Below are 25473 nucleotides of genomic sequence, written 5' to 3'. Positions count from 1 at the left end.
GGCTGATGTAGGAAGGGCGCCATTCTACCCGTGGGGCAGGGCATGTAAACCGGCATCCTGTGGGCAGATACCGCTAGAATAGCCGCACATTTTTCTCTGGAGGTGGCCGATGCAGGCTCTCGACGCGTTGCTCAACCGTGTTTCCGTTCCACGACTGGTCGAACCGGCCCCCACTGCCGAGCAGCGCGAAGCGTTGTTTGGTGCTGCATTGCGTGCGCCGGATCACGGGCATTTGCAGCCGTATCGTTTCCTGACCATTGAAGGCGCGGCGCGCGAGCAGATGGGCGAGTTGCTCGCTGAAGCTGCGCAGCAACAGGAAGGCGAAGTCACTGAAGCGATGATCGACAAGGCGCGCAATGGCCCGCTGCGTGCGCCGCTGGTGGTTGTGGTGGTCGCCAGGCTGCAGGATCACGTGAAGTATCCGAAGGCCGAGCAATTGCTCGCGGCCGGGTGCGCGGCGCACGGGATTTTGCTGGCGGCGTATGCGCAGGGGATTGGTGCGGTGTGGCGTACCGGTGATCTGGCTTACTCGAAGCATGTGGCCAAAGGCTTGGGTCTGGCAGAGGGCGAAGAGGTGATTGCATTCCTCTACCTCGGCACGCCACAGAAAGAACCGCGTGTGGCGGAAAAGGTTGATCTGACCGAGTTCGTCAGCGCCTGGCCCGCCAAGCCCTGACACCGCCTACCTACATTATTGTCGGTGGATGAGGTTTCAGGGTTGAACGATAGCTCCCGGTATGAGCGGCAATTCGAGGCTGGCGATAAATCCGCCCTGCGGATGATTGGCCAGCGTCAGACTCCCGCCATGCCGTTCCGCCGCTCGGCGGGCAATCGCCAGACCCAAACCATGCCCCGCCGCCGTCTGCCCCGGCGCACGATAAAACGGCTCGCCCAACTGGCTCAAATGCTCTGCCTGCACGCCCGGTCCATGGTCGCGCACGCTCACAGTGATTTTTTCACCCTGACGGGAAGCCCGCATTTCAATCGCCTGACCGTCAGGGTTGAAGCGCTGGGCATTGCGTAGCAGGTTGTCGACGGCTCGTTCAATCATCGTCGGCCAGCCCTTGAGGTTCAGCTGGGGTTCGGCGTCCAGGCGGACGGTCTGCTCCGGTGAGCCCAGTTGCGCATCCTTCTGCAGCGTGCCGAGCAGCGCATTCAGGTCTACGTCTTCAGCGCTGGCGTTATCGGCATCGACCCGCGCCAGCACCAGAATTTCGCTGATCAACGCTTCCAGCCGATCGCACTCGCGAGTCAGCCGTGGCCAGAGTTTCTCACGCTCCTCAGGGTTGGCCCGCTCGGCCAGCGCCAAAGCAATACGCAGCCGCGCCAACGGTGAGCGCAGCTCATGGGAAACATCGCGCAGCAGTTGCCGTTGGCTGCCGATCAAACTTTGCAGGCGTGCGCCCATACGATTGAAATCGGTGGCGAGCACGCCGAACTCATCACGACGATTGGCCAGTTTCGCCAGGCTGTTCTGTTGATACGTGGCTTGTCCCAAATCATGCACCGCGCCGCGTAATCGGCTGAGCGGACGGGTGATGGAGAAGGTCACCAACAAGCTGAACAACGTCAGCACCACCAGCGCAATGCCCAGCGCACTCAGCGGCCAAAGCAGGCTTTCGCGGTGCCAGGCGTCGAGTTCCGGGTGTGGGATGCGGTAGATGAACAGGTAGGTGTCGCCGGTTTTGTCGCTGGTAAATTCGTCGGTCAGGCGCCGCCATGGCAGGCGACGGTCATCGTTGTTCTGCCGCGCTTCAAACGCCGCGGCGCGGCGCGGGAAGGTGCCGCGCACCACCGGATCGCCGGATTCGTTGAGCACCTGGACGTCGATGTGATATTGGCGTTTGCGTTGTTCGAGGATGTCCTGGGCAGCTTCTTCGCCCTGGGCTTCGTAGGACTGCGTCCATTCAGCGGCCAGGGTGTTGAGGCCCGGGTGACGGCTGAGAATCCACGCGTCCTGATTGAGCATGTGCCCGAGCAAAATGGACAACCCGGCCACCAATGCGATGGCCAGCCAGAAGCTCGCGAGAATACGCCAGAACAGTGAACGCACAGAAAATCCTCAATCAAACATAAAAGCCCATGTTGGATGCGGCTCCTGTGGCGAGGGGATTTATCCCCGTTGGGTCGCGCAGCGACCCCAAAACCTGCGATTGAGAAACATCAGAAATATCGCATGCAATGATTTGGCGACTGCTCCGCAGCCGAACGGGGATAAATCCCCTCGCCACAAAGGCAAACCCGACGGCGTTGGCCGTCGGGTTCGGGGTTACTGCATTATTGCGCTTTTTGCGGCTGTTGCGCTTTCCACGCCTTGAACTCGGCCCATTCGGCGCGACGCTCAGCCTGTTTCTTCTGGATCTCGTCGAATTTCTTCTGTTGATCCGGTTTCAGCACGGCGCGGACATCGGATTCGGCTTTCTTGTGGTTGGCCGCCATCTCGTCCTTCAGGGCTTTCTGGTCGGCTGGCGAGAGTTTTTCCAGGTACTTGTCGACCACTTGCTTACGCTCGTGCATCTGCTCGCCCATGATCTTGCGGATCTGCTCGCGCTGTTCGTGGGACAGGTCGAGTTGGCTGTACGGGCCTTTGCCGTGCATGCCGTGCATCTGACCGCCGTGGCGAGCGCCGTCCATCGGGCCACCCATCGGGCCGCCATCTTGCGGCATGGCCATGGCGACGGTTGGCAGAGCGGCAGCGAACATCAGAGCGATAAGAGTCTTGCGCATGGTGTATCTCCTTGTCTCGTTCCCGGTACGTTCCGGATGAGTTCAGATTACGGAGATCAAGGTCAGCGGCGGTCAGCGCTACGTAAAGCTTGGGTAAAGACGCTTCGCGCCCAACCTTACACACATGCCATGTAGGAGCTGCCGAAGGCTGCGATCTGTTGATTTTGCTTTTAACGAACAAGATCAAAAGATCGCATGGCGTCGTTTTGATTGACGTCACCGTTGGCCGGGGGGATGCGTGCAACTCAGAGGCTGTAGTAGTAACCGCGGCTGCGCAGGGCGACGATGCGTGGGCGACCGTCCGGGTGCGGGCCGATCTTTTTGCGCAGGTTACTGACGTGCATGTCGAGGCTGCGGTCGTACAGGGTCAGCTTGCGGCCCAAGGCGATCTGCGCCAGTTCCTGTTTGTCCAGCGGCTCGCCCGGCTGTTTGAGCAGGGCCTCGAGCAGACGGCTTTCGGAAACGGTGAGGGTCAGTTCTTTCTCGTCGATGCTGACCACGCCACGCACCGGGCTGAAACTCAAGTCGCCCAGTTCCAGCTGCGTCGAGACGGCAGCCGGGTGACTGCGGCGCAACACGGCGCGCAGGCGGGCGGTCAGTTCACGCGGGTCGCACGGTTTGGCCAGGTAATCGTCGGCGCCGAGTTCCAGGCCGAGGATACGATCCAGCGGCTCGCCACGGGCCGAGAGCATCAGCACTGGCAGGTCGGCGTGATCGGCACGCAATTGCTTGAGCAGTTCCAGACCGCTGCCGTCGGGCAGCATCACGTCCAGCACCACCGCCGCCGGGGCGGTTTCGGCCAGCGCCTTGCGGGCGCTCTGACCGTCGTGGCAGGCGCGCACCTGGAAGCCTTCCTGGCTCAACCAGCTACTCAGGAGTTCACACAACTCCTGGTCATCATCAATCAATAACAGCTCGCTCATGACTCACTCAATTTAGCCATTGCCGACGTTTTCGGCTTGCTCCACTGGCAAAGATACCGCAGAGCAGCGCCAATAGCGCTACTCCGGCTCCCGTGACGAACCACTGCTGTTGATCGGTCAACAGACGCGGCAGGGGACTCGCCTGGGCTTCCTTGAGTTGCAGCTTGAGGCGCTGGTTCTCTTGGCGCAACCGGGCAAGCTGTGCGCTTTCGCGCGCAGTGTCGGCACTTTGCAGTTGTTTGCTCAACTCTTCCCGCTGCTGCTCGCTCGCTTTCAGGCGCTGCTGCAACTCGGTGATCTGGCTGCCGGCGCTTAACGACAATGGCGTGGAGCTGCCGCCTTCGGTGGTTTCCTCACCATGGGCGGGGGCCATGATCGACAACGTGACCAACATCAGACACAACGGACCCTTGCGCATCGCGACACCTGCTTCCAAATGGATATTGGGCAGGTTGTCGGCAGGCAAACGAGAATAATGAGCGATTGAGATGGGTGAGAAGCGAGAAGGTTCAGTGCGCGGGAGGGGATGTTGGTGGCTGGCAGATATTTTGTGGCTGATGAATATTCTGTGGCGAGGGGATTTAGCGAACCGTCGCACCGCCCCGTTGGGCTGCGTAGCAGTCCTGAAATGGGAGCATGTGGTGTGTCAGGCATACCGGATGGGATGGCTTTGGGGCCGCTGCGCGACCCAACGGGGATAAATCCCCTCGCCACATAAATCCCATCACTACATAAATCCCATCACCACAAAAATCCGCTTGTCACATGAATCCCTTGGCACACTGCAAATTTGGTTAAGGGAGGACTTGTTTGAACGGTTTGACGACCACGTTGGCATACACACCCGCGGCGATGTACGGATCGGCATCAGCCCAGGCCTGAGCGGCGCTCAGGGAATCGAACTCTGCAACGATCAGGCTGCCAGTGAAACCCGCTGCGCCCGGATCATTGCTGTCGACGGCCGGGTGTGGGCCGGCCAATACGATGCGGCCTTCGCCCTTGAGCGCTTGCAGGCGTTCCAGATGCGCAGGGCGCGCGGCCAGGCGTGCTTGCAGTGAGTTGGCGACGTCGGTGGCAATGATTGCGTAGAGCATGTCAGTCCTCGGTTTTTGGTGTTGTTGTGTTATCGGCATCATGCAGATGGCGTGACAGGTAAATACCCTGTGCGACCAGGAACACGACGGTCATGCCCAGGCTGCCGAACACCTTGAAGTCGACCCAGATGCTCTGGAAGGTGAAGGCGACGAACAGGTTGGCAGCGCCGCAGAACAGGAAAAAAACGATCCAGGCGATGTTCAGGCGGGTCCAGACCGGATCTGGCAGGGTCAGCGCGTGGCCCATGATGCGTTTGATCAGCAGGCGGTCACCGATGAAGTGGCTGCCGATAAAGGCCAGCGCGAACAGCCAGTTGACCACCGGGGCTTTCCATTTCAGGACAGTCTCGCTGTGGAAGGCCAGAGTCAGGCTGCCGAACACGAGGCAGGCGATCAGGGTCAGCCATTGGCTTTTTTCCAGCTTGCGCTGTTTGATGAAGAGCACGCCGTACACCACCAGGGAGCTGATGATCAGCATCGCGGTGGCGCTGTAAATACCGCCTACAGTGAGTTCATGGCCAGCGATGTCAACGACCCGTGGATCAAGTTTGTAAACGATGAAGAACAGCAGAAGCGGGATGAAATCGATGAATTGTTTCACAGTGAGAGCCAGAAGCTGGATGTGGCGGCATAATAACAAACATATGGGCGCGCGATAGCGCCAGCTGATTTGAGGTTACAACTCCCCGTGAATGTTGATTTGCACTGCCATAGCACGGCCTCCGATGGCGCCCTGGCGCCTGCGGTTCTGGTTGCGCGTGCGTTCGAAAACGGCGTGCGAGTCCTGTCGTTGACCGACCACGACACCCTCGAAGGCCTCGCCGAAGCACGCACGGCCGCCAATGAACTGGGCATGCAACTGGTCAACGGCGTCGAGTTGTCCTGCACCTGGGGCGGCGCGACCATTCATGTGCTGGGTTACGGCTTCGACGTCAACGCCGCGCCGTTGGTCGAGGCCATCGCCAAATTGCACGATGGCCGCTGGCTGCGGTCGGAAGAAATAAGCCGCAAGCTCGCCCTCAAAGGCATGCCCGGCGCCCTCGACGGCTCCCGCAAAATCCAGCAGGAACTGGGCGATAGCGGCAACGCGCCGGCCCGTCCGCATTTCGCCGACTGGATGGTGCGTGAAGGTTTCGTCAAGGATCGCGCCGAGGCGTTCCGCAAGTGGCTGGGCGCCGGCAAGCTGGGCGACGTCAAGTTGCACTGGCCGACACTTGAAGACACCGTCGGCACGCTGCGTGCCGCCAACGCCTGGGTCAGCCTGGCGCATCCATGGCACTACGATTTCACCCGCAGCAAGCGCCGAAAGCTGATTGCCGACTATATTCAAGCGGGCGGGCATGCAATCGAGGTGGTCAATGGCCATCAGCCTGCGGAACAGGTCGGCAGCCTGGCGATCCTTGCCCGTGAGTTCGGTCTGCTGGTCACTGCCGGCAGTGACTTCCATGGCCCTGGCGGCTGGTCCGAGATCGGCCAGTACCGGCCGGTTCCCGAGGACCTTCCACCCCTGTGGTGTCGGTTCAAACATGACACAGATATTACCGCCGTCTGAACAGGTAGAAAATGTGAGTCAATTTTTCCAGATACATCCGGAGAACCCACAAGCGCGCCTGATAAAGCAGGCGGTCGAGATCATCCGCAAGGGCGGGGTGGTGGTTTATCCCACGGACTCTTCCTACGCCATCGGTTGCCAGATCGGCGACAAGACCGCGATCGAGCGCGTGCGACGCCTGCGCCAGCTCGATGAAAAGCACAACTTCGCGCTGATCTGCAGTGACCTCTCCCAACTGGGCAACTACGCCAAGATCGACACCGGCACCTTCCGCATTCTCAAGGCGCATCTGCCGGGGCCGTACACCTTCATTCTCAACGCCACCCGCGAAGTGCCGCGCCTGCTGCTGCATCCGAAGAAGCGCACCATCGGCCTGCGTGTGCCCAGCCATCCGATTGCGCTGGCGTTGTTGGCAGAGCTGGGCGAGCCGCTGATGAGCGTCACGCTGATCATGCCGGGTGATGAAGATCCGTTGAGCGATCCATACGAAATGCGCCAGTTGCTTGAACACCAGGTGGACTTGATCATCGACGGCGGTTTCGGTGGCATCAAAGCCTCCACGGTAGTCGACCTGACCGGCGACGATCCGGAAGTGGTTCGCGTCGGTTGTGGCGATCCGACGCCGTTCATGGTCGAGGCCTGAATGTCCGCAGTGGAAACCGTTGTCGATCCCCAGGCCGGCGCCCAGCAGGAGCTGCCGTTTGCCATGGTCTACGGCCAGGCGGTCATGGAAATGCCGCTCGATCTGTACATCCCGCCGGATGCGCTGGAAGTTTTCCTTGAGGCCTTTGAAGGCCCGCTCGACCTGCTGCTGTACCTGATCCGCAAACAGAACATCAACATCCTCGACATCCCGGTGGCGGAAATCACCCGCCAGTACATGGGGTATGTCGAGTTGATGCAGTCGGTGCGCCTGGAACTCGCCGCCGAGTACCTGGTGATGGCCGCGATGCTCGCCGAGATCAAGTCGCGCATGCTCCTGCCACGGGCCGAAACCGTCGAAGACGAAGAGGATGACCCGCGCGCCGAACTGATCCGCCGCTTGCAGGAATACGAGCGTTTCAAGGCGGCCGCCGAAGGTATCGATGGCCTGAGCCGGGTTGGTCGCGACGTGGTCGTGCCCAAACTCGACGCGCCTGAAGCCCGTGCGCGCAAGCTGTTGCCGGATGTCGCGCTGGAAGAGATTTTGATGTGCATGGCCGAAGTGCTGCGCCGTGGTGACATGTTTGAAAGCCACCAGGTCAGCCGTGAGGCGCTGTCTACCCGCGAACGCATGAGCGATGTGCTGGAGCGGCTCAAGGGCGGCGGTTTTGTACCGTTCGTCGAGCTGTTTACCGCCGAAGAGGGTCGCTTGGGTGTGGTGGTGACCTTTATGGCGATCCTTGAACTGGTCAAGGAATCCTTGGTCGAGCTGGTGCAGAATGAGCCGTTCGCCGCGATCCACGTGCGAGCCCGAGCCGAATAACGAGTCGAAACATGAACCTGACTGAACCCCGCGAGCTGGCGCCCCTGCTAGAAGCCTTTCTGTTGGCCTCGGGAAAGCCGCAATCCCTGGAACGCCTCTTTGAACTGTTCGAAGAAGGCGAACGGCCCGAGCCTGCGGTCTTCAAAAAAGCCCTGGCCCTCTTGGGCAAATCCTGCGAGGGCCGCGCGTTCGAGCTCAAGGAAGTCTCGTCGGGCTACCGTTTGCAGATCCGCGAGAAATTTTCGCCGTGGGTCGGCCGACTCTGGGAGGAGCGTCCGCAGCGTTATTCCCGTGCGATGCTGGAAACCATCGCGTTGATCGCTTATCGCCAACCGATCACCCGCGGCGAGATCGAAGACGTGCGCGGTGTGGCGGTCAACAGCAACATCGTCAAAACCTTGCTGGAACGCGAGTGGATTCGCGTCGTCGGCTATCGCGACGTGCCGGGCAAACCGGCGATGTTCGCTACCACCAAAGCATTTCTCGATCACTTCAACCTGAAGAACCTTGAAGACCTGCCGCCGCTGGCCGAACTGCGCGAAATGGAAACCGATCCGGTGCTCGATTTCGACGACGCCCCGGTGCCGCAGAGCTTGCAGGAACGGGTCGACGCCAGCGCCGAGCCGGAAGAGGAGAAGGAAGAGACCAGTTTCCATACGTTGCTGCTCGAATTGGACAGCATGGAAGAGGGGATCAAGACCGACTTCGACGATTTGCTGCGTGATGCCGCCGATGGCGAGGCACCGACGGTTGAAGCAGAAATCGAGACTGAGTCTGAACCACAGATCGCCGAGCCAACCATCGAAGTTGAACTTGAAGCCGAGCCAGAAGCCGAACCGGAAGAGGACATTCTTGGCGTCGCCGAAGCCCGCGAAAAGCTGTTGGCTGCTGTCGCCGCCCTCGAACAATCCGCGCCAGAACCCGAACTGAGCGAAGAAGAAGCCGAAGCCCGCGCCCTGGCCGAAGCCATCGAAGCCGAACGCCGCGAATTCGAAGACTGACCGCTGCTCATTCTTTTGTAGGAGCTGAGCTTGCTCGCGAAAGCGGAGTGTCAGACACCATGAATGTGACTGACACAGCGCTTTCGCGAGCAAGCTCAGCTCCTACAGGAATTGTGTTGAAGGATAGGTATGAGCTCAACAAAAGACCCGTGCATCAGCGTCTGCAAATTCACCGACGACATCTGCGTCGGTTGCGGCCGCAGTAAACGCGAAATCAAAGCCTGGAAGAAACTCGACAAGGACGACAAGCGCACCGTGCTGGCCGAAGCTGCACTGCGCCTGATCAAACTCGGCGGCGCCGGTCGGCGGAAAAAGAAATAACCGTGTTGTGATCGACTAGTCTCTGATGCGCGACGGCTCACATCCGCGTATGATTCGCGACCCTTTGCTGATCCCTTCGGCGAAGAACCCAGATTTTTATGCTTCAGGCGCCCAACTCCGGGCGGTTGAACAGACCACACCGGGAGGTGCCCAGATGAGTGACATCAATCAGAAAGACGACCAGGAAATCGGCCCAGCAGGCGAAAAACTGCAGAAAGTCCTCGCCCGTATCGGCGTTGGCTCGCGCCGTGACGTGGAGTCCTGGATCAGCCAGGGCCGGATCAAGGTCAATGGCAAAGACGCCACCCTCGGTCTGCGCGTTGACATGCACGACGCCATCACCATTGATGGCAAGGTGATCAAGCGCGAAGAGGCTGCCGAATCGGTCCGCCGCGTGATCATGTACAACAAACCCGATGGCGAGATCTGCACCCGTGACGACCCGGAAGGCCGTCCGACCGTGTTCGACAAGCTGCCGCGTCCGAAAGAAGGCCGCTGGATCAACATCGGTCGTCTCGACATCAACACCACTGGCTTGCTGATGTTCACCACCGACGGTGAGCTGGCCAACCGACTGATGCACCCGTCCTACGAGATGGACCGTGAATACGCCGTGCGCGTACGCGGTGAAGTCGACGACGAAATGATCGAGCGCCTGAAGGCCGGCGTCGTGCTGGAAGACGGCCCGGCGAAGTTCACCGACATCAAACAGGCACCGGGTGGCGAAGGCTTCAACCACTGGTATCACTGCGTGGTGATGGAAGGTCGTAACCGTGAGGTTCGTCGTCTGTGGGAATCGCAAGGTCTGGTGGTCAGCCGTCTGAAGCGCGTGCGTTTCGGTCCGGTGTTCCTCAATTCTGACCTGCCGATGGGCCGCTGGCGCGAAATGAGCCAGTACGAAGTCGACATTCTGAGTGCTGAAGTCGGCCTGACGCCGGTGGCAATGCCGCAACTGAACGCCAAGAGCAAAGACAAACTTGAGCGTATGCAGCGTAAATCGTCGCGTCCGATGGGCAAGACCGAGCGCGTACGCACGCTGCGTCCAGCCGCTGGCGCGCCGACTGGCCCTCGTCCGAGCCGTGAGCCGCAGATCGAAGGCGAGCGCCCAGGTCGCAAGCCAGTCGCCCGTGACGGCGAGCGCGCTCCGCGTCCGGCCAACGGTCGCACTGAGCGTGGCGAACGTGGGGCTCCTGCCGGTCGTGGTACGCCAGTGGCGGATCGTCCAGCGGACACTACCAACAAGCGTCCGGCCAAGCCTGCGCCGAAGCGTCCGGGCATCAAACTGGTCGACGGTGACAAGCCGTCGGGCAAGCGCCGCGGTGCACCGGCAGGTTCCGGTCAGCGTCCAGGTTTCGGTCGCAAAAAGCCGGAATAAGGCAGCTGTGAGCTTCTAGCGACAAGCTTCAAGACAAAGCAGAAACGCCAACCGCAGGGTTGGCGTTTTTTTTCGTCTGCCAGAAGATTTGTGTTGCCCGATCCGGCCTCTTCGCGAGCGGGCTCGCTCCCACATTGAATCTGTGTCGTACACAATCCCCCTGTGGGAGCGAGCTTGCTCGCGAAGGCGCCAGTCGCTCAGAACACAAACCGTCCGTCAAACAACGGCTTGTCATCCAGCGCCAACACTCCGCCCGAGAAGATCAGGTCCAGGTGATGACTGCCCTTGGCCCCGCCCCCAAGCCCCAGATGCAACCCACAATGGCGCTCCTCAAACCCGGCATTGCGCGCATAAAGATCCTTCACGCCTTCATTGGTGCCAATCCCCAGTTCCTCAATCCGCCGGTTCGACGGATTGGCGTCCAGGTACCTGTTGAAATCATGCTCCAGCCCCGGCACATCCGTGGCGATGCGGCTGATGGTCGAGTTCTCGATCCACAACTCCAGCGGTGATTCGAGTACGCCATATTTGCGTGCAAACGGAATGGTGCTGAGGAAGGTGCCCTTGAACCTCACATGGCCATTGATTTCTTCACTGTGGGTGGCGATTTCACCGGGCGCCAGGTCGAAGTTGCCGACGCCATTGATATCCGTCCACTTTTTGATGCTGCTCAACGGCGTTTCGAACCATGAGCCCTCATCATCTTTGAAACTCAGCGTCGTCGCCTGAGACATGCGCTGAATCAAATGGCTGTTCAAGCCCGCGATGCGTTGCGGGGTGACACTGAACGTATCGTAGAAATAATCGCCGTAATCCTTGAACAGCAGCGACTTCTTCCAGTTTTCCGCCATCACCGCTTGCAGCGCACGGACGAACTCCGGGCCGTCGGGACGTGGGTGGGGCAGGGTGGAAGAGTCGTAGAAGAAAATGTACAGATCGCTGTCGGTAATTGCCGCCGTCAGCGCTGCGGTGCTTTCCAGATCCAGGCGCCGTGCGCTGAATTGGAAGCGGGGATGGTCGCCAGCCTGTTCGGCGATAGCGCCCGTCAATGCCTCGTAATCGGCAGTGTGGCCGAGCAATACCTGCGCCGATTCGAGACCGGCGAGGGCAGGGTGATGTTCGAGGTAGTAAAGGAAATGCGAGATCGCGCGGGGCTTATCCATGAGTCCTCCCTGACTGACCGAGAAAAAAGCGGCAGGCACGACCGGCCGGATCGTGCCTGTCCGGGATGTCTTACAGAGGCCACATCGCCGTGCCGAACGGAACGACCGCATCAGCTTGCATCATTTCCACGGCGGCTTCGTGGGTCGGTGCTTCAAACCATTCGTCCAGTTGCAGCTCGGTATCCAAGTCTTTTTCCAGTGCTTGCATGGTCGATCTCCTAGATGACTTTCACGGTTATCAAAGCGTCGCGCGCTCATATTCGAGTAGCGCTGTGACTGGCCGGTCAGATGGCCGACGAGACGTGGAGAACCTAGTTGAGGGTTTTTTGTTATGCAAAAAATTATTTATTTAATTTTTAAATAGACTTTTTATTCTGTTTTCAACGCGTGTTTTTCTTATTTAAAAACATAAAACTAAATGGGTTATTTCATTAGCCAGCTAGCGACCGTCAATTTGCAGACGTCCTACAGAAATTTCTCGAACGGCAATTTAACGTTACGCCGCGTAAAGAAATATTTACGAAAATCACGTCAAAGGCCAGTGAATGGCCGAGTCCACCGAGGGTGTAAGGAAAAGCTGCCGAAGCCCGTCGGGTCAGGCGCTGCGCAGGGCTCTAGCGCGCTTGTTTCAGAGTCGTTTGAAGGGTGAGATGCGCCTCATGCCTGTCGTGCAGGCGCATAACAAGAAGGAGGCGCAATGAACGCCGTGACTGATCTCCACTTCTCTCCGTGGGACGGTTTTTTCCTCGTCCCCGTCGATGGCCTGCAAAGGCCTGACTCAAATTTTGCAGCCGCTCGAACCTCTCGAGGCGGACACACGCAATCCCGGCAACCGACACGCTGATCCAGCGGGGTCTGGCAGCAGGGGGTTAGCGGTGTACAATGCGCCGCGTTTTAACTGTGACCCTCTGCGTAATCGCGCAAATCTCAAGGCTATCTGCCTTGTTCACTCCGCCGCGTCACAAGCGTGTCGGGTTCGATTTCGTCACAGATAAAAACAAACAGGTGACGCATGACCGTTGTAAATAAGCTGAACTCCTGGTGCCTGCGCTGGGGTTTGATCGGGGCTGCTTGAAATCGCAACCTTGCAGCAACGTCTACTGAACATCATCAAACCTTGCGTGAGACCTTTTTCATGAGTGGACAACCCTCGCAATCAGGCGAGCTGAAACGCGGCCTGAAAAATCGCCACATTCAACTGATCGCCCTCGGTGGCGCGATCGGTACCGGATTGTTCCTCGGCTCGGCCGGGGTGCTGAAATCCGCCGGCCCGTCGATGATCCTCGGCTACGCCATCTGCGGCTTCATCGCCTTCATGATCATGCGCCAGCTCGGCGAAATGATCGTCGAAGAGCCGGTGGCCGGTTCCTTCAGCCATTTCGCGCACAAGTATTGGGGCGGCTTCGCTGGCTTCCTGTCGGGCTGGAACTGCTGGATTCTGTACATTCTGGTGGGCATGTCCGAGCTGACCGCAGTCGGCAAGTACATTCACTACTGGGCGCCGGACATCCCGACCTGGGTATCCGCGGCGGCTTTCTTTGTGCTGATCAACGCGATCAACCTGGCTAACGTCAAAGTCTTCGGTGAAGCCGAATTCTGGTTCGCGATCATCAAGGTCGTGGCGATTGTCGGCATGATTGCGCTGGGCAGCTACCTGCTGGTCAGCGGCAACGGTGGCCCGCAAGCCTCGGTGAGCAACCTGTGGTCGCACGGTGGATTCTTCCCCAACGGCGTCAGCGGGCTGGTGATGGCCATGGCGATCATCATGTTCTCCTTCGGCGGCCTGGAAATGCTCGGTTTCACCGCAGCGGAAGCCGACAAGCCGAAAACCGTGATCCCGAAAGCGATCAATCAGGTCATCTACCGGATCCTGATTTTCTACATCGGCGCTCTGGTAATTCTGCTGTCGCTGACCCCATGGGACAGCCTGCTGGAAACCCTCAACGCTTCCGGCGATTCCTACAGCGGCAGCCCGTTCGTGCAAGTGTTCTCGATGCTCGGCAGCAACACCGCCGCGCACATCCTCAACTTCGTGGTGCTGACCGCGGCGTTGTCGGTGTACAACAGTGGCACCTACTGCAACAGCCGCATGTTGCTGGGCATGGCCGAGCAGGGCGATGCGCCGAAAGGTCTGGCGAAGATCGACAAGCGCGGCGTGCCGGTGCGTTCGATTCTGGCCTCCGCAGCGGTAACGCTGGTTGCCGTGTTGCTCAACTACCTGATGCCGCAGCACGCGCTTGAGTTGCTGATGTCGCTGGTGGTCGCGACCCTGGTGATCAACTGGGCGATGATCAGCTTCTCGCACTTCAAGTTCCGTCAGCACATGAACAAGACGCAGCAGACGCCGCTGTTCAAGGCCCTGTGGTATCCGTATGGCAACTACGTCTGCCTGGCGTTCGTGGCGTTCATCCTGGGTGTGATGCTGCTGATCCCGGGCATCCAGATCTCGGTGTATGCGATTCCGCTGTGGGTCGTGTTCATGTGGGTCTGCTACGTGATCAAGAACAAGCGCGGTGCGCAGCAAGCCGTGCACGCGGCAGGTGTTGCCAAGTAAGCGTTAACGCACAAACAAGAAACCCGGCCTGAGCGCCGGGTTTTTTGTGTTCGCCAGTTTTACCGCGCGGTTACACGTAATCGGCGATGGGGTAGGTCGTGCACAATCCCTCGACCTGCAATCGGAACTGTTCCGCTAGGGCAGATTCCAGCGTGTAATCCTGCTCGCCAAGTGGCATCACGTTGTCGAGGATCCGGCAAATCAAGTCGACGACCGCGCGACATCCTTCGCCATCAAGGTAGCGTTGCGCCAAGGCTGCGGTGCCGATACGCAGCCCACTGGTGATCAGTGAAGATCGCGTCTCACCCGGTACGGGGTATTTGTTGACGATGATCCCGCATTGCTCCAGCGCCGACTGCGCGATGACGCCAGTGATGCCGCCACGCAAGCGAATCAGCACAGTGTGGTTTTCACTGCGGCCACCGACAACTTCATAATCCTGTGCCTGAAATGCGCTGGCCATTGCATCTGCCGTGCGTCGAATCCGCTCCATGCAGGCATCGAACTGCGCAGACTGTGCGTAGCGCAGCGCAGCCGCTTTGGCCGCGATCATATTGGCGGCGGGCGCGTCCTGCATGCGGGGATAAACGGCTTGATCGAGGAGGCGGCTGAAGGTCGTCCTCAAGCCGGGAATCTTGGTATTGGCATCGCGACCGGAAAGGATCAGGCCACCGCGAGGCCCGGCGAGTTGCGTGTGCGTGCACGTCGTGGTGACGTGTGCGAAGTCGATCGGGCTCGGGTGCCGCCCGGTGGCGACCAGTCCGGCAATCTGCGAAATGTCCGCCAGCAGGATCGCCCCGGCTTCATCGGCAATCTCGCGAAACCGCTCGAAATCCACGACTCGCGAGTAGGCGGTCGCACCGCAGAGGATGACGCGCGGGCGATGAGCGAGCGCCAGTCTGCGTACCTTGTCGTAATCGATCAGGCCTTCTGACGTCGTGCCGTACTGAATCGCCTTGTAGTAAGCGCCGGAGAATGCCGCGGCGCTGCCCTGCGTGTGATCGCCGCCGTGTTCGACGGCCATGCCCAAAAGGGTATCTCCAGGCTCCAGCAAGGCCGTGAGCACCTGGTAAGTGGCGTTCGAGGACGAGTGTGATTGCACATTGGCGTATTGGGCGCCGAACAGCTCTCGCGCTCTGCGAATGGCCAGCGTTTCGACCAGGTCGACGTTCTCGCAGCCTGCGCCCTGGCGCCTGCCGGGCATGCCTTCGGCGGTCACGTTGACCAGCGCTGAGGCGGATGCCACCAAGGTTCGAGGCTGGGCTGCGCAGGAGGAGACCAGTGACAGCGTTCGCTGTTGACGCGTGATTTCGGCATCGAGAATTGCCGCCAGCTCAGCGTCTTCGGCACGAAGATCCGTCAGGCCACGTTGCACTAAGTCAGCCTGGTTCTTGAGCGGTTCAGTATTGACTGCCATTGCTTGTATTCCTTCCATGTATGTTGCGCGCTGCGGTCAACAGCGCGGCTTCCTTGGTCTTGCGGCGAGTGCGTGCGTCCAGGCGTGTCCTTGTTCTGGCGGCTGTGCGCGCAAAACTGACGCCTGTGCAATCAGCCGTTTTCTCTGCCGGTTTTCACTGGAATGAGAAGGCGGTTGCCCGACGCATCATAGGTTTTTCAGGGAGGAACGCCACAAAATTAATCAAAAAAGTGAACATTATTCAAAGAAAATGATTCTTTTTGTAAGGCTTCAGGGTGTAAAACGACAGGTTGAAAGGCGTGGCGAGCACTGGGGCGAAAGGCAATCAGAACTAACGATTCAGTACAGGCGATGAAGTGATCCCGCCAATGTCGACCGCAGATTGTTTACAGCCGGACTTTTGTACCGAACCCAAGGAGGGAGGATGCTATGATCTCGCGCGATACTGATAAGGATATGACTGCAATTACCCACCTCACTTGTGTACGCCCGGAATGATCATTCAGGGCGTGACATTGATTGCAGTTAAAAAAGGATGGCAGGCCACGTATGCACAGAAAAGAAAGATCGGAGAATCTGAAAAACAATATCAAGTACTTGATAAAGAGTCGTGGCGAAACTCAGTTGTCATTGTGCAGTTCCAGTGGTTTGACCCGAACGACCATCTATAACATTCTCGAAGGCAAGGTGGTCAACGTACAGCATTCCACGGTTCGCAAGATTTCTGATTTCTTCGGGGTGTCCTACGAGGAAATAGAAACGATTGATTTTGAAGAAAAGGAAATCATCGAAAGCAGCATCTCTCCGCAGGGCAATATGAACCCGGCCGCCGTGCCGGTGATCAAGGAAAGTCTGGTTATCCAGAGTCTCGATAAAAGAATTGGTGAGTTGGCGACCCTCTATCCATTGACCTATTACTTCGGTACTTCTTTTAATCTGATTGGCGTGCTGCTGGAAAATGAAATAAGTGGTTTGCACGAGGTGGGCGATCTATTGATCGTGCAGAAAGGAACTTCTAACAGTGACAGGGAAAAGCTGGTGTATGACAAAATCACAGGGAGGTTTTCGATCAATCATGAGGGCGGCGTTGATACAGATCGGGTGTGTGTGATCGGGGATATAATCGAGGAACGATTTAATGGATTGCAGTGTTGAAATGGAAAACAGCAAGTACAAATTGCTGGGATTCGAAAACGGAAAAAGCCTGGCCGTCATCATGGTGATTGCGACAGGCAAGATAATTAAAATAAAGCTCAGTGAAGTGTTGAATAGTGAGATTATGGATAATCTGAATAAAATAGAAGTGAAAAACCTCTACAAGAAATTCTACTCCCAGGGCGGGGCACTTACCGCCTACGAAATCAATGACCGCCATGAGGGTTCCTGGATGATCTACATCATCCTGAACCTGATGTTGTTCACGCTCTATATCTTCACCAGTATTGCCGCGACGAAGCCTATTTATCTGGAATACTTTGATATCGTCGTAACGCCGGGTACCTTCCTTTATCCGCTGACGTTTCTGATCGTGGATTTGCTGAATGAGACGTTCGGCCTAAGGCTTGCTCGCAAGGCGATACTGTTCGCATTCATCAGCAACGCCGTCATTATCATTCTATTGGCCATTACGACCCATCTTCCAGGGCTGCCGGGTTGGAAGCTCGATGGCGCCTACAATGATGTGATCAGTCAGTTGTCCGCAGTTCTGGTAGCGTCTTCTGTATCGTTTCTGGTTTCAGAGAATATAAATTCTTATTTGTTGTGCAAAATCAAAGAGCTGACAAATTCCAGATTCCTGTTTTTGCGGGTGTTTTTAAGTACGTTGTTTGCGGTGATCATCGACAGTTTTCTTTTCTGCTACATCGCTTTTTACGGAACGATGGAGAATAGCGCGATTCTGGGCATGATCTACGTTCAGATCGCAATCAAAGTAGGCTTCGCATTCTTCAATATCTTGCCTGCTTACGGCGCAAGGTCTTTGTTCAAGAAATATCTGACGGGTGCTCAGACGCAATAACGAAGGGATAGCGCTCACTCGGCAGGCTGTTGCTGTCATGCCGAGGGAACGCTTCTTGCTGTGGTTTATTTCAGCTTTAGTTTCGCTTTCAGGTTATGACTAACCTGCTCTTTATTGTTGAGGAACTCATTCAGACCTTTTGCGCGAAGATTGCAGGCATCGCAATCCGAGCAGCCGACACCTTTGATGCCGTTATAACAAGTCAGTGTTTCTTCGCGAACCAGATCCAATTGATGGTGGTAATCAGCCAAAGCCCAAGTCTCAGCCTTGTTCAGCCACATCAATGGCGTATCCAGTTGCAGCTTATAATCCATGCCCAGTTCAAGGGCTTTATTCAGTGCCTTGACGAACTCGTCCCGGCAATCAGGGTAGCCCGAGAAATCCGTTTCACAAACACCGGTAATGACTGTTTTGGCTTGAACTTGATAAGCATAGATAGAGGCGAGGGTGAGAAACAGAATATTCCTCCCCGGTACAAAGGTGCTTGGCAGCGTTTCGCCGGAGCTGTTCACGGTCGGGACCGGAATGTTATCGCGTGTCAGGCTGCTGATGGCCAGTTCATTGAGCAGTGACACGTCCAGCGTTTTATGTACGGTCACGCCGAGCTTTTTGGAGAGTTGCTGCGCAACTTCAATTTCCGCGTGATGACGCTGACCATAGTCGAACGTGATGCAGTGAATTTCATCGTAATGAGTCAGGGCGTGGATCAAACAGGTGGTCGAGTCCTGTCCGCCGCTGAAAACGATAACTGCTTTGTTGGTCATGCTTATGCTTCCTGCATTGATGTAGTGAGTGCAAAAGCCTGAATGGTAACCCAAACACGGTGAGGGTCCGATTCAAATGGCGAGCAGGCTCCCTTGCACAGTGGATCTTCGGCAGGTTCGGGAGCGGTTTCGCGGTATCCTGCGCGCTCTGAATACGGACGCTTTTCCATGCTGGTGATTTCCAACAATGTGCATCTGCCGGATGCCGAGATCGAATTGACGGCCATCCGCGCTCAGGGCGCCGGTGGGCAGAACGTCAACAAGGTTTCCAGCGCCATGCACTTGCGCTTCGACATTCCGGCCTCGTCCTTGCCCGAGTTCTACAAGGAACGCCTGCTGGCGCTGCGCGACAGTCGCATCACCAGCGACGGCGTGTTGATCATCAAGGCGCAGCAATATCGTACGCAGGAAGCCAACCGTGCCGATGCGCTGGAACGACTGGTCGAGCTGATTCTCAGCGCCACCAAGGTCGAAAAGAAACGCCGCCCGACCAAGCCGACACTTGGTTCAAAGAAGCGTCGACTTGAATCGAAAACCAAGCGCGGCAGCATCAAGGCCGGGCGTGGCAAGGTGGATTTCTAGTCTTCGCGATACTTGGCAGTGTGCTTGTAAAGATACACGCTCAACGCCAGGCCGCTCAGCGAGGCGAGGGCGGCGAACAGGAAGATCGAAGCAAAGCCGAATCCCGCCGCAATCGCTCCGGCCAACGGTCCGGTGATGCCCAGCGACAAATCGATGAACAGCGAATACGCGCCGACCGCCGCACCACGGCTGGAAGCGGGCACCAGGTTCACTGCTTCCACGCCCAGCGCCGGGAATACCAGCGAGAAGCCAAAACCGCTCAACGCCGCGCCGGCCAACGCCCAGTGAGCGTCTGGTGCCAGCCACAGCAGTAACAGGCCGAGTGTTTCTACCGAGAGACAGGCTATCGCCACGCGAAAGCCGCCGAGACGGTTGATCAGGTTGCCGAACAACAGCCGCGCACCGATGAAACTGGCGCCGAACAGGCTCAGGCACAGCACCGCATTGTCCCAATGCTGCGTGGCGTAATACAGGGTGATGAAGGTGGCGATGGTGCCGAAGCCAATCGAGCCCAGTGCCAGGCCGCAGCCGTGAGGGAAGACGCGGCCGAGCACATGCATGAATGGCAGGCGTTCGCCGACAACAATCGGTGCCGCCGTTTTCGGCCACGCCAGCAGCAAGCCGATGATCGCCAGCAGGATGATGCTGACGCCCATGCTCCACAGGCCCAGACGGCTGACCAGCCACACGCCGAACGGTGCGCCGATTGCCAGCGCGCCGTAACTGGCGATGCCGTTCCAGGAAATCACCTTGGCGGTGTTCGCCGCGCCGACGCGGCCGATGCCCCAGCCAATGGAGCCGGAACCGACGAGGCTTTCCGCGCTGCCCAGTACCAGTCGACCGATCAACAAGCTGATCAGGCTGAGCATCGGCATGTTCGGCGTCCACGCCGAGATCAGCATGAACACACCGCTCAAACCGCAACCGGCCAGGCCGTACATCACCGCCAGTTTGCTGCCCTTGTTGTCGATGATCTTGCCGGCGTATGGGCGGCTGAGCAGGGTGGCGAGGTATTGCACGCTGATCACCAGCCCGGCGATCACCGCGCCGAAACCGAGGTCGCTGTGGACGTAACCCGGCAACACCGCCAGCGGAATGCCGATGTTCAGGTAGCCGATAAAGGTGAAGAGGACGATGGAGACGACTTGCAGCGTAACCGCCAGGGGGCGCTGGGGCTCTGACATAGAAAACGACATGGGTAACGATCCACGGGAGCAGCAGATTAGATAGGCTGCTCATGATACCGGCGCGGAAGAATCTGGGGCGGGAAAAGTAAAACTATTTGCCGGGTGGCGACTTCACGGTTTGGCCGGAGCGACCAGTTGCGTGGTGACCAATGCAGCGAGAGCGTTTTCTTCACTGCCGAAACGGGCGAGCAGGGCGGCTTGTTTCTCGGGGGAGAGCCGGTTCCAGATCTCGATCATTTTCTCGGTGGCGCCGATCAGAATGGCAGCTTGGTTTTCAGAGAATTCGTCGGTCATGGCAGGCTCGGGGTTCAGGCAGTGTGGAAAGCGCATGTTAGCGCTTTCCACACGGTCTGTACGACGGGGTCTTACTCTTCGTTGTCGGCCGGACGGCTCTCAACGGCTTCTTTCGGCTCGGGCTGTTGGGCGCCGGCTTGTTGCGTGGTCGTCTGCTCAGGTACGTGCAGGCTTGGGAAGGGGAGATTAGGAATCTCGTGCATGGTTGCGCTCCTCGCTAAGTCTGTTGATAGATCTGGTAGATCCGCGCTTTTAGAAAGCCTGCGCAGGATACAGCAGGAAAAATGACAATCAGACTTTTAATTGAAATTAATGCGACAGATGGCCGCAGGGGAGGGCTAAAACAGCAGAAAAAAATGTAGGAGCTGCCGCAGGCTGCGATCTTTTGCTTTTGTTTTTAAAGACAAGATCAAAAGATCGCAGCCTGCGGCAGCTCCTACATTGGTATTGCGGTGTTACTTGCTGACGCTGGCGATGGCTTCGGCCAGCAGGGCGAGGCGCGTGGCGTCGATACCGGCGACGTTCGCCCGGCCCGAGCTGACCATGTACACGCTGTGATGCTCGCGCAGTTGCTTCACTTGCTCCGGCGACAAACCGGTGTAAGAGAACATGCCACGCTGCACGCCAATGTGCGCAAAGCGCTCACGCAAACCGTGCGGCTCCAGCGCTTCGACCAGACCGCTGCGCAGCTGCGCGATACGCAAACGCATGGCTTCCACTTCATCCGCCCAACGCGCTTTCAGCTCCGGGTCGGCAAGGATCGTCGCGACAACAGCCGCACCATGATCCGGCGGTGTCGACCAGAGGTTGCGGGCGATGTTGGCCAGTTGGCTACGGATGTCGATGAGCTTGTCAGCGGTTTTCGCGCAGACGATCAGTGCACCGGTGCGGTCGCGATAGAGGCCGAAGTTCTTCGAGCAGGAACTGGTGATCAGCAGCTCTGGCAACTCCGCCGCGAACAACCGAGTCGACCACGCATCCTGTTCCAGGCCGTCGCCAAAACCCTGGTAGGCAAAGTCGATCAGCGGCAGCAGGTTGCGGCTACGCACTACGTCGAGCACGCGCTGCCAGTCGTCATGGCTCAGGTCGAAACCGGTCGGGTTGTGGCAGCACGCGTGCAGCAACACCACATCGCCCTTCGGCACTTCGTTGAGCACGGCGAGCATGGCGTCGACGTCGAGGCGATTGTCGCTGCCCACGTAGGGGTAGTGACTGACCTTGACCCCGGCTGTGGCGAAAATCGTTTCGTGGATCGGCCAGGTCGGGTTGCTCAGCCATACGCCTTTGCCCGGCAGGCACTGGGCGATGAAGTCCGCAGCCAGACGCAAGGCGCCGGTGCCACCCGGTGTTTGGGTGGCGCCGGCACGTTGTTCGGCGATCAGCTTCGAGTCGGCACCGAGCACCAGTTCATTGATGACTTTGCCGAACAACGGATTGCCGTGGCCACCGATGTAGGTCTTGGTGTCCTGGCTTTCGACCAGCCGCGCTTCAGCGATTTTCACCGCTTCAGGGATCGGCGTCAGGCCTTGGGCATCCTTGTAGACGCCAACGCCGAGGTCGAATTTGCGCGGGTTAGTGTCCTGCGCATACGCCTCCATCAAACCGAGGATCGGGTCGCCGGGGACCCGGCCGATGGCGTCGAAGTGCATTACTTGCGTCCTTCTGCGGTCTTGGCCACTTCGTCAGTGCGCGCGGCCATGATGAAGTCGTTGCGGTGCAGGCCTTTGATCGAGTGGCTCCACCAGGTCACGGTGACTTTGCCCCACTCGGTCAGCAGGCCCGGGTGGTGACCTTCGGCCTCGGAGATCTCGCCGACAGCGTTGGTGAACGCCAGCGCGTGCTTGAAATTCTTGAACAGGAAAACTTTCTCCAGCTGCATGATGCTGTCGCGAACTTCGATGTTCCAGTCAGGGATCTGCTTGATCAGGATCGGCAGTTCTTCGTCGCTGACTTGTGGCGCATCGGCGCGGCAGGCTTCGCAGTGGGCTTGGTTCAATGTGGACATGGTCTGTTCCTGAGTTCGATTCTTGTTGGAAATTACTATCTTTGCACGCAAGTCGCGAGCGGGTTCTGCTCAGGCCGCTTTCGGCTTTGGCGGAAATTTCGGCGCATGCAGACCCAACTGCATGCCTTGTTTGACCATGGCCATGATGTCTTCATGGGCCACATCGAACAGGCGCTTGAGGTTCGGCAGGACAAAGTACAGCGGTTGCAGGATGTCGATGCGGTATGGCGTGCGCATTGCTTCGAGCGGATCGAAGGCTTGATGCTCAGGCTCATCCGACAGTGAGTAAACGGTTTCTTTGGGTGAGGACAGAATGCCGCCGCCGTAGATGCGTTTACCTTGCGGGGTGTCGACCAGGCCGAACTCGATGGTCATCCAGTACAGGCGCGCCAGGTACACGCGTTCTTCCTTGGTAGCTTGCAGGCCGAGTTTGCCGTAGGTGTGGGTGAATTCTGCGAACCACGGGTTGGTCAGCAGCGGGCAGTGACCAAAGATCTCGTGGAAAATATCCGGTTCTTGCAGGTAGTCCAGTTCTTCGCGGGTGCGGATAAACGTGGCAACCGGGAATTGCTTGCTGGCGAGCAATTCAAAGAAGGTCTGGAAGGGAATCAGCGCCGGGACACGGGCGACCTGCCAACCGGTGGTCTCGCCGAGCACCTTGTTGATCTCGCCGAGTTGCGGAATGCGGTCGTGGGGCAGACCGAGTTTTTCGATACCGTCCAGGTACTCCTGGCAGGCACGCCCTTCGATCACTTTCAGTTGGCGAGTGATCAGCGTGTTCCACACCGCGTGTTCTTCGGCGGGGTAGTCGATAAAACCTTGCGCATCGGGCTCGCGGGCCACGTATTGCGTCTGCTTCATACTGCTCTCCTGCTAGGGGAATTCGTTCTTGTTATGTCCAGCGATGGATTCAGAATTACCTGAGAGTGGGGTGGTGTGCAGTAGGTTGAATCATGCTCGCGTAGGAAATTTCCCGGCATTTCGTAAAGTATTCGTTACGCTTTGGCCGATATCACGCGTTTGCGGCGATTGGCGGGTTTGAAAAGGTTGGCGACTGTCACATAATCTTGACAACTGTTTGCGCGCCACCGAAGAAAACTGGCGGCGCTGTCCCTTGTGGGAGCGAGCTTGTTCGCGAATGCGATCTGCCTGACGCCTCTATTGGTGGATGTGCTAGCGCCTTCGCGAGCAGGCTCGCTCCCACAGGAGGTTGTGTTTAATTCCCCAAATTGTCGGGTCATTTATATGCGCATCAAAGTCCACTGCCAGAACCGCATCGGCATCCTGCGCGACATTCTCAACCTGCTGGTGGCCTACGGGATCAACGTCGCGCGCGGCGAAGTTGGCGGTGAGCATGGCAACGCGATTTATCTGCATTGTCCGAACCTGATCAACATCCAGTTCCAGGCGCTGCGGCCCAAGTTTGAGTCGATTGCCGGTGTGTTCGGCGTCAAGCGGGTAGGGCTGATGCCCAGCGAGCGGCGGCACATGGAGTTGAATGCGCTGCTCGGCGCGCTGGAGTTTCCGGTGCTGTCGATCGACATGGGCGGCTCGATTGTCGCCGCCAACCGCGCGGCGGCGCAGTTGCTTGGCGTGCGCGTGGATGAGGTGCCGGGGATTCCGCTGTCGCGTTACGCCGAAGATTTCGATTTGCCGGAACTGGTGCGCGCCAACAAATCGCGCATCAATGGCATGCGGGTCAAGGTCAAGGGCGACGTCTTTCTGGCTGACATCGCGCCGTTGCAATCGGAGCATGACGACAGTGAGGCCATGGCCGGTGCCGTACTGACGTTGCACCGTGCGGATCGTGTTGGCGAACGCATCTATAACGTGCGCAAACAAGAGTTGCGTGGCTTCGACAGCATCTTCCAGAGTTCGAAGGTCATGGCCGCCGTGGTGCGTGAAGCGCGGCGCATGGCGCCTCTCGATGCGCCTTTATTGATTGAGGGTGAAACCGGCACCGGAAAGGAATTGCTGGCACGCGCCTGCCACCTCGCCAGTCCGCGCGGGCAGTCGCCGCTGATGGCGCTCAATTGTGCGGGTTTGCCGGAATCGATGGCCGAGACCGAGCTGTTTGGGTACGGCCCTGGCGCGTTCGAAGGCGCCCGTGCGGAGGGTAAGCTCGGCCTGCTGGAACTGACGGCGGGCGGCACGCTGTTTCTCGATGGCGTCGGCGAAATGAGCCCGCGCTTGCAGGTGAAACTGCTGCGCTTCCTGCAGGATGGTTGCTTTCGCCGGGTCGGCAGCGACGAAGAGGTGTATCTGGACGTGCGGGTGATTTGCGCGACGCAGGTGGATTTGTCCGAACTGTGCGCGCGCGGCGAGTTTCGCCAGGATTTGTATCACCGCTTGAACGTGCTGTCGCTGCACATTCCGCCACTGCGCGAATGCCTCGACGGGTTGACGCCGCTGGTCGAGCATTTCCTTGATCAGGCCAGCCGGCAGATCGGTTGTTCGCTGCCGAAACTGGCGCCGGCAGCGATGGATCGGCTCAGTCACTATCACTGGCCGGGCAACGTGCGGCAGTTGGAGAACGTGCTGTTTCAGGCGGTTTCGTTGTGCGATGGCGGCACGGTGAAGGCTGAGCACATTCGATTGCCGGATTACGGCGTGCGTCAGCCGCTTGGCGATTTTTCGCTGGAGGGCGGGCTCGACGAAATTGTCGGCCGGTTCGAGAAGGCAGTGCTGGAGCGGCTGTATTCCGAGCATCCGAGCAGTCGTCAGTTGGGCAAGCGGCTGGGGGTTTCGCACACCACCATTGCCAACAAGCTGCGCGAATACGAAGTCGGCAAAGACCCCGAAAGCTAAGTAAAACTCCTGTGGCGAGGTTTTGCATTGACTGCAGAGATCGGTATTGCCGCCTAGCGGCATAACACCGCCGGTTTTTCGACTTCGATACATTTCAAATTTCCCCTCTCAATCCTCCAAGTCCTTTGTTTACCGGGCCTCGCGCCGCCAGAAAAAAGTTGGTCTGCAAATTGCTTAAGGCTCAGCAGTACAGCGGTGGGCGGCAAACGTCCGGCATGCAGAGG

General features: G+C 58.3%; 28 protein-coding genes. 12 read left to right on the top strand and 16 right to left on the bottom strand.

What is annotated here, in order from left to right; genetic code table 11:
- Positions 1-109: 109 nt before the first annotated feature.
- Positions 110-676, top strand: a complete 567-nt coding sequence (locus tag JFT81_RS12135; protein WP_201227491.1) for a nitroreductase family protein — start codon at positions 110-112, stop codon at positions 674-676.
- A gap of 36 nt (positions 677-712) precedes the next feature.
- Here the strand turns inward: JFT81_RS12135 and JFT81_RS12130 are convergent, their stop codons facing one another.
- The 6 genes from JFT81_RS12130 to JFT81_RS12105 all read right to left on the bottom strand — a co-directional run bounded on the left by JFT81_RS12130 (position 713) and on the right by JFT81_RS12105 (position 5345).
- The gene (locus JFT81_RS12130) at positions 713-2053 is read right to left on the bottom strand and encodes a HAMP domain-containing sensor histidine kinase (RefSeq protein WP_201227490.1); all 1341 of its coding nucleotides are present in this window, start codon (positions 2051-2053) and stop codon (positions 713-715) included.
- 224 nt (positions 2054-2277) lie between these two features.
- On the bottom strand, positions 2278-2727 hold the full coding sequence (locus tag JFT81_RS12125; RefSeq protein ID WP_201227489.1) for a Spy/CpxP family protein refolding chaperone: 450 nt from the start codon (positions 2725-2727) through the stop codon (positions 2278-2280).
- A 245-nt stretch (positions 2728-2972) separates the two neighbouring features.
- Positions 2973-3650 carry a response regulator transcription factor gene (locus tag JFT81_RS12120; RefSeq protein ID WP_201227488.1) on the bottom strand — a complete coding sequence of 226 codons (678 nt, stop codon included), beginning with the start codon at positions 3648-3650 and terminating at the stop codon, positions 2973-2975.
- A gap of 7 nt (positions 3651-3657) precedes the next feature.
- Entirely contained in the window at positions 3658-4068 is a 411-nt protein-coding gene (locus tag JFT81_RS12115) for a hypothetical protein (RefSeq protein WP_008088823.1), read from the bottom strand.
- Between the two features lie 376 nt (positions 4069-4444).
- Positions 4445-4744 carry a YciI family protein gene (locus tag JFT81_RS12110; RefSeq protein WP_201227487.1) on the bottom strand — a complete coding sequence of 100 codons (300 nt, stop codon included), beginning with the start codon at positions 4742-4744 and terminating at the stop codon, positions 4445-4447.
- A 1-nt stretch (position 4745) separates the two neighbouring features.
- Positions 4746-5345, bottom strand: coding sequence for a septation protein A (locus tag JFT81_RS12105; RefSeq protein ID WP_201227486.1), 600 nt, complete (start codon positions 5343-5345; stop codon positions 4746-4748).
- 87 nt (positions 5346-5432) lie between these two features.
- On the opposite strand from JFT81_RS12105, the gene JFT81_RS12100 reads away from it, so the two are divergent.
- The 6 genes from JFT81_RS12100 to rluB all read left to right on the top strand — a co-directional run bounded on the left by JFT81_RS12100 (position 5433) and on the right by rluB (position 10458).
- Positions 5433-6296: a PHP domain-containing protein gene (locus JFT81_RS12100; RefSeq protein WP_201227485.1), complete on the top strand. Its 864-nt coding sequence runs from the start codon at positions 5433-5435 to the stop codon at positions 6294-6296.
- Positions 6297-6309: 13 nt separating this feature from the next.
- A complete protein-coding gene (locus JFT81_RS12095) occupies positions 6310-6939 on the top strand; it encodes an L-threonylcarbamoyladenylate synthase (RefSeq protein ID WP_126361175.1) in 630 nt (209 codons plus the stop codon).
- Between the two features lie 123 nt (positions 6940-7062).
- Positions 7063-7761: a ScpA family protein gene (locus tag JFT81_RS12090; protein WP_177431432.1), complete on the top strand. Its 699-nt coding sequence runs from the start codon at positions 7063-7065 to the stop codon at positions 7759-7761.
- A gap of 11 nt (positions 7762-7772) precedes the next feature.
- Positions 7773-8762, top strand: a complete 990-nt coding sequence (scpB, locus tag JFT81_RS12085; RefSeq protein WP_201227484.1) for an SMC-Scp complex subunit ScpB — start codon at positions 7773-7775, stop codon at positions 8760-8762.
- Positions 8763-8891: 129 nt separating this feature from the next.
- Positions 8892-9083 carry a DUF1289 domain-containing protein gene (locus JFT81_RS12080; protein ID WP_201227483.1) on the top strand — a complete coding sequence of 64 codons (192 nt, stop codon included), beginning with the start codon at positions 8892-8894 and terminating at the stop codon, positions 9081-9083.
- Between the two features lie 154 nt (positions 9084-9237).
- Entirely contained in the window at positions 9238-10458 is a 1221-nt protein-coding gene (rluB, locus tag JFT81_RS12075) for a 23S rRNA pseudouridine(2605) synthase RluB (RefSeq protein WP_201227482.1), read from the top strand.
- 197 nt (positions 10459-10655) lie between these two features.
- Here rluB and JFT81_RS12070 read toward each other — a convergent pair whose 3' ends face one another.
- Both JFT81_RS12070 and JFT81_RS12065 read right to left on the bottom strand, forming a co-directional pair.
- Positions 10656-11621 carry a leucyl aminopeptidase gene (locus JFT81_RS12070; protein ID WP_201227481.1) on the bottom strand — a complete coding sequence of 322 codons (966 nt, stop codon included), beginning with the start codon at positions 11619-11621 and terminating at the stop codon, positions 10656-10658.
- Between the two features lie 70 nt (positions 11622-11691).
- Positions 11692-11829: a hypothetical protein gene (locus JFT81_RS12065; protein ID WP_003222780.1), complete on the bottom strand. Its 138-nt coding sequence runs from the start codon at positions 11827-11829 to the stop codon at positions 11692-11694.
- Between the two features lie 927 nt (positions 11830-12756).
- Between JFT81_RS12065 and JFT81_RS12060 the strand changes: the two genes are divergently transcribed.
- Complete coding sequence (locus JFT81_RS12060; RefSeq protein WP_201227480.1) at positions 12757-14175, top strand: amino acid permease; 1419 nt, start codon at positions 12757-12759, stop codon at positions 14173-14175.
- Between the two features lie 70 nt (positions 14176-14245).
- Here JFT81_RS12060 and JFT81_RS12055 read toward each other — a convergent pair whose 3' ends face one another.
- Entirely contained in the window at positions 14246-15592 is a 1347-nt protein-coding gene (locus tag JFT81_RS12055) for a serine hydroxymethyltransferase (RefSeq protein WP_201227479.1), read from the bottom strand.
- A gap of 549 nt (positions 15593-16141) precedes the next feature.
- Here JFT81_RS12055 and JFT81_RS12050 point away from each other — a divergent pair.
- Positions 16142-16747: a helix-turn-helix domain-containing protein gene (locus JFT81_RS12050; protein ID WP_201201688.1), complete on the top strand. Its 606-nt coding sequence runs from the start codon at positions 16142-16144 to the stop codon at positions 16745-16747.
- Positions 16731-17609, top strand: a complete 879-nt coding sequence (locus JFT81_RS12045; RefSeq protein WP_201227478.1) for a queuosine precursor transporter — start codon at positions 16731-16733, stop codon at positions 17607-17609. The genes JFT81_RS12050 and JFT81_RS12045 overlap by 17 nt, the downstream gene beginning before the upstream one ends.
- A gap of 65 nt (positions 17610-17674) precedes the next feature.
- Here JFT81_RS12045 and queC read toward each other — a convergent pair whose 3' ends face one another.
- Complete coding sequence (queC, locus tag JFT81_RS12040; RefSeq protein ID WP_201227477.1) at positions 17675-18373, bottom strand: 7-cyano-7-deazaguanine synthase QueC; 699 nt, start codon at positions 18371-18373, stop codon at positions 17675-17677.
- A 168-nt stretch (positions 18374-18541) separates the two neighbouring features.
- On the opposite strand from queC, the gene arfB reads away from it, so the two are divergent.
- Entirely contained in the window at positions 18542-18955 is a 414-nt protein-coding gene (arfB, locus tag JFT81_RS12035; RefSeq protein ID WP_007920134.1) for an alternative ribosome rescue aminoacyl-tRNA hydrolase ArfB, read from the top strand.
- On the opposite strand, the gene JFT81_RS12030 is transcribed toward arfB, so the two are convergent.
- The 6 genes from JFT81_RS12030 to phhA all read right to left on the bottom strand — a co-directional run bounded on the left by JFT81_RS12030 (position 18952) and on the right by phhA (position 23302).
- Entirely contained in the window at positions 18952-20139 is a 1188-nt protein-coding gene (locus JFT81_RS12030; RefSeq protein WP_201228089.1) for an MFS transporter, read from the bottom strand. The two genes, arfB and JFT81_RS12030, sit on opposite strands and share 4 nt — an antisense overlap.
- 114 nt (positions 20140-20253) lie before the next feature.
- A complete protein-coding gene (locus JFT81_RS12025) occupies positions 20254-20472 on the bottom strand; it encodes a hypothetical protein (RefSeq protein WP_242485604.1) in 219 nt (72 codons plus the stop codon).
- Positions 20473-20507: 35 nt separating this feature from the next.
- Entirely contained in the window at positions 20508-20639 is a 132-nt protein-coding gene (locus tag JFT81_RS29530; protein WP_008088845.1) for a hypothetical protein, read from the bottom strand.
- 252 nt (positions 20640-20891) lie between these two features.
- A complete protein-coding gene (locus tag JFT81_RS12020) occupies positions 20892-22085 on the bottom strand; it encodes an amino acid aminotransferase (protein ID WP_201227476.1) in 1194 nt (397 codons plus the stop codon).
- Positions 22085-22441 carry a 4a-hydroxytetrahydrobiopterin dehydratase gene (locus tag JFT81_RS12015; protein ID WP_003222798.1) on the bottom strand — a complete coding sequence of 119 codons (357 nt, stop codon included), beginning with the start codon at positions 22439-22441 and terminating at the stop codon, positions 22085-22087. Before JFT81_RS12015 ends, JFT81_RS12020 begins: the two co-directional genes overlap by 1 nt.
- A 69-nt stretch (positions 22442-22510) precedes the next feature.
- The gene (gene phhA / locus JFT81_RS12010) at positions 22511-23302 is read right to left on the bottom strand and encodes a phenylalanine 4-monooxygenase (protein WP_003222800.1); all 792 of its coding nucleotides are present in this window, start codon (positions 23300-23302) and stop codon (positions 22511-22513) included.
- A gap of 384 nt (positions 23303-23686) precedes the next feature.
- On the opposite strand from phhA, the gene JFT81_RS12005 reads away from it, so the two are divergent.
- Positions 23687-25249, top strand: a complete 1563-nt coding sequence (locus JFT81_RS12005; RefSeq protein WP_201227475.1) for a sigma-54-dependent transcriptional regulator — start codon at positions 23687-23689, stop codon at positions 25247-25249.
- Positions 25250-25473: the final 224 nt, after the last annotated feature.

This window comes from Pseudomonas sp. TH43 (assembly GCF_016650635.1).
Classification (GTDB): domain Bacteria; phylum Pseudomonadota; class Gammaproteobacteria; order Pseudomonadales; family Pseudomonadaceae; genus Aquipseudomonas.
The sequence above is the reverse complement of the archived record's forward strand: the minus strand, read 5'-3'. Positions and strand labels throughout refer to the sequence as shown.

Excerpts from the sequence above, each read along its gene's own strand:
- JFT81_RS12135 (WP_201227491.1), top strand. The coding sequence starts at position 110 with ATGCAGGCTCTCGACGCGTTGCTCAACCGTGTTTCCGTTCCACGACTG.
- JFT81_RS12125 (WP_201227489.1), bottom strand. The coding sequence starts at position 2,727 with ATGCGCAAGACTCTTATCGCTCTGATGTTCGCTGCCGCTCTGCCAACC.
- JFT81_RS12120 (WP_201227488.1), bottom strand. The coding sequence starts at position 3,650 with ATGAGCGAGCTGTTATTGATTGATGATGACCAGGAGTTGTGTGAACTC.
- JFT81_RS12115 (WP_008088823.1), bottom strand. The coding sequence starts at position 4,068 with ATGCGCAAGGGTCCGTTGTGTCTGATGTTGGTCACGTTGTCGATCATG.
- JFT81_RS12110 (WP_201227487.1), bottom strand. The coding sequence starts at position 4,744 with ATGCTCTACGCAATCATTGCCACCGACGTCGCCAACTCACTGCAAGCA.
- scpB (WP_201227484.1), top strand. The coding sequence starts at position 7,773 with ATGAACCTGACTGAACCCCGCGAGCTGGCGCCCCTGCTAGAAGCCTTT.
- JFT81_RS12080 (WP_201227483.1), top strand. The coding sequence starts at position 8,892 with ATGAGCTCAACAAAAGACCCGTGCATCAGCGTCTGCAAATTCACCGAC.
- rluB (WP_201227482.1), top strand. The coding sequence starts at position 9,238 with ATGAGTGACATCAATCAGAAAGACGACCAGGAAATCGGCCCAGCAGGC.
- JFT81_RS12070 (WP_201227481.1), bottom strand. The coding sequence starts at position 11,621 with ATGGATAAGCCCCGCGCGATCTCGCATTTCCTTTACTACCTCGAACAT.
- JFT81_RS12065 (WP_003222780.1), bottom strand. The coding sequence starts at position 11,829 with ATGCAAGCACTGGAAAAAGACTTGGATACCGAGCTGCAACTGGACGAA.
- JFT81_RS12060 (WP_201227480.1), top strand. The coding sequence starts at position 12,757 with ATGAGTGGACAACCCTCGCAATCAGGCGAGCTGAAACGCGGCCTGAAA.
- JFT81_RS12055 (WP_201227479.1), bottom strand. The coding sequence starts at position 15,592 with ATGGCAGTCAATACTGAACCGCTCAAGAACCAGGCTGACTTAGTGCAA.
- JFT81_RS12050 (WP_201201688.1), top strand. The coding sequence starts at position 16,142 with ATGCACAGAAAAGAAAGATCGGAGAATCTGAAAAACAATATCAAGTAC.
- JFT81_RS12045 (WP_201227478.1), top strand. The coding sequence starts at position 16,731 with ATGGATTGCAGTGTTGAAATGGAAAACAGCAAGTACAAATTGCTGGGA.
- queC (WP_201227477.1), bottom strand. The coding sequence starts at position 18,373 with ATGACCAACAAAGCAGTTATCGTTTTCAGCGGCGGACAGGACTCGACC.
- arfB (WP_007920134.1), top strand. The coding sequence starts at position 18,542 with ATGCTGGTGATTTCCAACAATGTGCATCTGCCGGATGCCGAGATCGAA.
- JFT81_RS12030 (WP_201228089.1), bottom strand. The coding sequence starts at position 20,139 with ATGTCAGAGCCCCAGCGCCCCCTGGCGGTTACGCTGCAAGTCGTCTCC.
- JFT81_RS12025 (WP_242485604.1), bottom strand. The coding sequence starts at position 20,472 with ATGCGCTTTCCACACTGCCTGAACCCCGAGCCTGCCATGACCGACGAA.
- JFT81_RS29530 (WP_008088845.1), bottom strand. The coding sequence starts at position 20,639 with ATGCACGAGATTCCTAATCTCCCCTTCCCAAGCCTGCACGTACCTGAG.
- JFT81_RS12020 (WP_201227476.1), bottom strand. The coding sequence starts at position 22,085 with ATGCACTTCGACGCCATCGGCCGGGTCCCCGGCGACCCGATCCTCGGT.
- JFT81_RS12015 (WP_003222798.1), bottom strand. The coding sequence starts at position 22,441 with ATGTCCACATTGAACCAAGCCCACTGCGAAGCCTGCCGCGCCGATGCG.
- phhA (WP_003222800.1), bottom strand. The coding sequence starts at position 23,302 with ATGAAGCAGACGCAATACGTGGCCCGCGAGCCCGATGCGCAAGGTTTT.
- JFT81_RS12005 (WP_201227475.1), top strand. The coding sequence starts at position 23,687 with ATGCGCATCAAAGTCCACTGCCAGAACCGCATCGGCATCCTGCGCGAC.